General features: G+C 74.7%; 3 protein-coding genes and 1 pseudogene. 1 reads left to right on the top strand and 3 read right to left on the bottom strand.

The window, feature by feature from the left end; all coding sequences use genetic code 11:
- Positions 1 to 143: 143 nt before the first annotated feature.
- The 3 genes from ABD308_RS13740 to ABD308_RS13730 all read right to left on the bottom strand — a co-directional run bounded on the left by ABD308_RS13740 (position 144) and on the right by ABD308_RS13730 (position 2,977).
- The gene (locus ABD308_RS13740; protein WP_344333185.1) at positions 144 to 1,358 is read right to left on the bottom strand and encodes an MFS transporter; all 1,215 of its coding nucleotides are present in this window, start codon (positions 1,356 to 1,358) and stop codon (positions 144 to 146) included.
- A 68-nt stretch (positions 1,359 to 1,426) separates the two neighbouring features.
- Positions 1,427 to 2,413: a LysR family transcriptional regulator gene (locus tag ABD308_RS13735; RefSeq protein WP_344333183.1), complete on the bottom strand. Its 987-nt coding sequence runs from the start codon at positions 2,411 to 2,413 to the stop codon at positions 1,427 to 1,429.
- Positions 2,414 to 2,518: 105 nt separating this feature from the next.
- Entirely contained in the window at positions 2,519 to 2,977 is a 459-nt protein-coding gene (locus ABD308_RS13730; protein ID WP_344333181.1) for a winged helix-turn-helix transcriptional regulator, read from the bottom strand.
- A 208-nt stretch (positions 2,978 to 3,185) separates the two neighbouring features.
- Between ABD308_RS13730 and ABD308_RS39675 the strand changes: the two are divergent.
- A pseudogene (locus ABD308_RS39675) lies at positions 3,186 to 3,966 on the top strand (MFS transporter); the annotation flags it as partial.

Here is a 3,966-nt window from a genome sequence, read left to right as displayed (position 1 = left end):
CCCCGCACCGCCTGGTGCGGGGCCGTCGCCTTCCTGGCGGCGGTCAACGGGCACCTGCTCCGTGAGCACGGTCCGGCGCCGACCGCACCGGTCGGAGCCGGACTCCGGGGTGCGGAAGGCGGGGGCCGCGCGGTGTCCGTGTGTCAGTGCGGGCGGCGGTGCAGCGCCGTGGTGGCGAGCGCGAGGGCCAGGCCGATCGCGCCCAGGGCCGCCGCGATCCACAGCGACGACGTGTAGCCCCCGCCGGCCGAGAGCGCCGCGCCCGCCAGCAGTGGTCCGCCCGCGTTGCCGATGTTGAACGCCGAGACATTGGCCGCCGAGGCGAGGGTGTCGGCACCTCGGGCCGCTTCCAGGACCCGCGTCTGGGAGGGCGGGATCACCGCGGCCCCCACCAGGCCGAAGAGCAGGAAACCGGCGATCGCGGCGGGCTTGCTCTGCACGGCGGGGATCAGAACGAGGGAGACGACCGTGATCCCGGCGAGTGCCGCGTGGAGCGTGGGCGACAGCGCCCGGTCGGCGAGCCGCCCGGCCAGCGGGGTGCCCACGACCATGCCGACGCCGATCAGGACCAGCACCAGCGGGACCGTGCGCTCGTCGAAACCGGTGACCTCGGTGAGCAGGGGCGTGATGTAGGTGAGGACGGTGAGATAGGGCGCCCATCCGAAGGCGGTCGCCGCCAGCGCGAGCCAGACCCGACCGCGCCGGAAGACCGCCCGCTCCCGGCGGAAGCCGGCGTCCCGTTCTCGGGGTATCGCCGGGACCAGCGCCGCGATCGCGGCCAGCAGCACCGCGCCGACGGCGCTCACCCCCCAGAACGCGGCCCGCCAGCCGAGCGCCTGACCCAGCGCGGTGCCACCGGGGACGCCGAGCACATTGGCGAGGCTCAGCCCCATGAAGACCGTGGCGATGGCGCTGGCCTTGCGTTCCGGTGCGACGAGGCCCGCGGCCACGACGGCGGCGGTCCCGACGTAGGCACCTCCGGCGAGGGCCGACAGCACCCGCCCGACGAGCAGCACCCCGTATCCGGGGGCCAGCGCGCTGAGCAGGCCGGCCGTCGTGAAGAGGCCGACCAGCCAGAGGAGCAGGTGCTTGCGGGGGAGCCTCGCGCCCAGGACCGTGAGCAGGGGGGCGCCCACCACCATGCCCGCGGCGTAGCCCGACACGAGCAGGCCGGCCGTGGGCAGCGGGATGCCGAAGTCCGTGGCCACCTCGGGGAGCAGCCCGGCGATGACCACCTCCGTGGTGCCGACGGCGAAAGCGCCGAGCGCGAGGGCCGACAGGGACGCGATGCCCGCTCGTCGGGGAGGGGTGTCGGGCGTTCGGGTGCGGAGCGGGACTGCCGCGAGATCGTTCGTCACGCCATCCAGGCTCGCGCCGCCTCCCGCCGGGAACAGCGCCTCTCCGCGCAACGACCGGTAAGCCCGGCTTACCGATCGATGGTGGGTGCGAGGTCCGGGGCGTTCGACGCGCGGGGCTCCCGGCCGGTGGTCCCCGGTCCGTCGGCCTCCTGCCCCGCGGTCCCCCGTTCGGCCGCCAACCGCGCGGCGGCCTCGATGAAGGCCCCCACCCGCGCCGTCCGTCCCGCCGTACGCCACACCAGTCCGTACTCGACCGGCTCCGCGTCACTGAACGGCACGTACACCACGCCCCTCGGTGTGTAGCTCGCCGCGACATCGGCACCGACGGGGGAGATCCCCTGCCCGGCACCGACCATGGCGAGGGTCTCCTGCATCGTCGCCGCCGACCTGCCCCGCCGCACCGGCTGCCCGCTCGGGGTGTACGGGGGCGCCAGGTGCTCCTGCCAGTAGACCGGTACATCGCCCGAGCACGCGAACACCCGGTCCCGTGCCAGGTCCTCCAGGGACACCGACCGCCGCTTGGCGAGCGTGTGATTGGCCGGGACCGCGAGCAACCGGGGCACCCGGAGCACGACCGGACCGCGCGTGAGGTCGGGCTCCGCGACCGGGAAGTGGGTGACCAGGACGTCCACCCGGCCGGTGCGCAGCGGGCCGAGCAGATCGCTGAGCTGGGTCTCGTGGATCCGCACCTCCGCGTCCGGATGGACGCGGCCGAAGACCCGTGCCGCGTCCATCACGAACTCCCCGGTCGCGCTTCCCAGGTATCCGACCGGCAGCACGCCCGCGAAGCCCCGCGCCTCGGCCTGGGCCCGTGCCACTCCCTCTTCGACACGCCGGTAGCCGGGCTCGATCTCCTCGTGCAGCCGACGGCCGAGAGGCGTGAGGCGCACGGTGCGGCTGGTCCGCTCGAAGAGCGGAGCGCCGATGCGGCGCTCCAGGCTCCGGATCGTCTGGCTGATCCTGGCGCGCGAGACGTGCAGCCGCTCGGCCGTGCGGCCGAAGTGCAGCTCGTCGGCGAGGATCAGGAAGCTCTCGATCTCCAGTCTTTCCAGCACCGGTCGACGGTACCTCGCCGGCCCACGCGGTGCGGCCGGGTCGGCAGGATGCGGGCCCGGTCCCGCATGGCGCGCGGTGTTCGAGCGGGCCACCCCCCTTCGCGTTCAGGACAGTCCTGAGGCGCTCCAGCCGGGGACCTGGAAGCGGGCGGTGAGGGCCTCGCTGTGCACCTCCTCGCCGCAGGCGCGGCACACGGTGACGGGGTCGAGGTCCGCACCGCAGGAGTGCTCGAAGACCGTGGGCGGCACGTCCCTCAGGTGGCGGTCGCCCCAGCGCAGGAGCATCAGCAGGACTGGGCGCAGCTCCTCGCCGGCCGGAGTCGGCCGGTATTCGTACCGGGGCGGGCGCTCGTTGTACCGGACCTTCTCCAGGACCCCCGCGTCGACCAGGCGGCGCAGCCGCGCGGTGAGGATGTCGCGCGGCGCGGCGGTGTTGCGGGCGATGGCGTCGAACCGGTGGACGCCGAAGAAGACCTCGCGCAGGACCAGGAGGGAGTACTTCTCCCCGACGACGCCGAGCGCGTCGGCGATGGAGCAGGGGCGGGGTGTCGCCGGTGCGGTCATGCCACCACGGTACGGCGGACGGGTTTGCTTTCCCAACCCGCCGCCGGCAGCCGTCCCCCCGCGTGCGCCGACGGCCTCCCTGGGCCGGCCGTTCCGCCCGGTGGCTTGATGGTTTGTTTTTCAAACTCACACACCTATAGTGAGTCAGTCCTGTTTTCCAACTCTCTGGCCCGGGCACTCCGCGGGGCCGATCGAACGAGGAGGCCACATGAGGGCTTCACCATCCGCTGCCACGGGTGCCACCAGCGGGGCGTCCCACGAGCCGCCGGACGAGGCGTCCGACGAGGCGTCCGACGGCGCGTCCGACGGCGCGGTGCGGGCGGAACGCGGTGACGCCCGCGACAGGCGCCCCGGGCCGGTCCTCGTCGCCGCCTGCCTGGGACTGTTCACGGTGTTCCTCCAGACCACCGAGACCATCGGCACGCTCGGCGCCGTCCAGGCCGGCCTGCGCGTCGACCCCGCCGCCATGGTGTGGGTACCGAGCATGTACACCCTGGTTGTGGCCGCCTGCGTCCTGGGCGGGGGAGCGCTGGCCGACCGGTGGGGCCGCCGACGCGTCTTCCTCGCCGGGACCGCGGCGATGGCCGCGGGCGCGCTGGTCCTGACGCTCGCCGACGACCTGGCCACCGTCCTCGCCGGCCAGGCGCTCGCCGGCCTGGGCGGTGCCCTGATCACCCCCAGCTCGCTCGCGCTGATCACCCACGCCGTCCGCGACCCGCGCCGCCGCGCCGGGGCGATCGCCGCCTGGGCCGCCGCCTCCGGACTGGGCCTGGCCCTCGGCCCGCTCGTCGCGGGCCTCGCGCTGCGCTACTGGACCTGGCACGCGGCGTTCTGGCTGAACATCGCCATGGCCGGCCTCGCCGCGGCGGTCGCGCTGGGCCGGGTCGTCGAGTCCCGCAACCCGGCCGCCCGGCGCGTGGACTGGGCGGGGCAGGTCACCGCCGCCGCCGGACTCGCGCTGCTGGTCTTCTGGCTGATCGACGGCGGGC

It is taken from the genome of Kitasatospora putterlickiae (assembly GCF_039527695.1).
Lineage (GTDB): Bacteria > Actinomycetota > Actinomycetes > Streptomycetales > Streptomycetaceae > Kitasatospora > Kitasatospora putterlickiae.
Note: the sequence above shows the minus strand (reverse complement) of the source record. Positions and strands in the feature narration are given on the sequence as shown.